This is a genomic window from Calidithermus terrae, assembly GCF_003574345.1.
GTDB lineage: Bacteria > Deinococcota > Deinococci > Deinococcales > Thermaceae > Calidithermus > Calidithermus chliarophilus.
Map to the genome: position 1 here is coordinate 1 of NZ_QXDL01000437.1, position 1,091 is coordinate 1,091.

At 76.9% G+C, this 1,091-nt stretch carries 2 protein-coding genes; both read left to right on the top strand.

Annotated features, from left to right (window positions below):
• Positions 1-236: hypothetical protein (locus Mterra_RS22740; RefSeq protein WP_218023006.1), on the top strand; the 236-nt coding region annotated here is incomplete at its 5' end.
• A partial coding sequence (locus tag Mterra_RS21440) for a hypothetical protein (protein WP_218023007.1) occupies positions 233-1,091 on the top strand: 859 nt, incomplete at its 3' end. The genes Mterra_RS22740 and Mterra_RS21440, both read left to right, overlap by 4 nt.

Here is a 1,091-nt window from a genome sequence, read left to right on the forward strand (position 1 = left end):
GGCTCAGGGGGTCGAGGTCGCGGGCCTACAGCTTCCCCGCCCCGCCCCACAACGGCATCGCCGACCCCGACCAGCCCGACACCGGCACGATCGCCTTCGCCCTCAGCGGCGTTGACCCGGGCGATTACCTGGTGCGGGCCGAGGTGGACGGGGTTCAGAGCCCGCTGGCCCGCGACCTCGACCCCCTGAGCCCGACCTTCGGGATCTACGTGCAACCCCGGGTGAGCCTGCCATGACCGCCACCGCCCAGGGCTGGCCCCAGGCCAACCAGCGCTACCTGATGGCCGCGCTGGGGGTGGTGCGGGCGCGCCTCGAGGCCCCCTCCGAGCTCCCGGCGGCGCAGGCGGCCTTGCTCGAGGCCGCCCAGGCCCTGCCGGCCCCGGCGGCGCTGGAGACGCTGGGGCGGGCCTTCGGGCTCTCCGCCTTCGAGCGCGAGGTGCTGCTGCTGTGCGCGGGGCCGGAGCTGGACGCCAGCTTCGCCCAACTGCTGCAGAAGGACCCGCTGCGGCCCTTCCCCAGCTTCGGGCTGGCCCTGGCGGCGCTGGGCGAGCCCCACTGGAGCGCGCTCTCCCCGGCGGGGCCGCTGCGGCGCTGGCGGCTGGTGGAGCTCGCGGGCGGCAACCTCACCCAGGGGGCCCTGCGCCTGGACGAGCGCGTGCTGCACTACCTCACCGGCACCGACTGCCTCGACGAGCGGCTGTGGGGCTACCTCCAGGCCCCGCCCCCGCCCGCCGCCCTGGTGGCCTCGCAGCAGGCCTTGGCCGAGCGGGTGGTGGCGGCGTGGCTCGAGCAAAGCCCCCCGCCGGTGGTCCAGCTCTACGGCGGCGAGGCCGCCGACCGCCTGGCCGTCGCCGCGCGGGCCGCGCTCGAGCTGGGCCTGCGCCTGCTGCGGCTGCCGGTCGAGGGGCTGCCGGCCAACCCCGCCGACCTCGAGGGCCTGCAACGGCTGCTCGAGCGCGAGGGGGTGCTGGGGGGCTGCGCCTACGTGCTCGAGGCCGAGGGCGAACACCTGCCGCTGCTGCGGCGCTTCGTCGAGGGGCTGGGTTCGCACGTCCTGACCTCCACGCGCGAGCCGCCACCCCCCCTCGAGC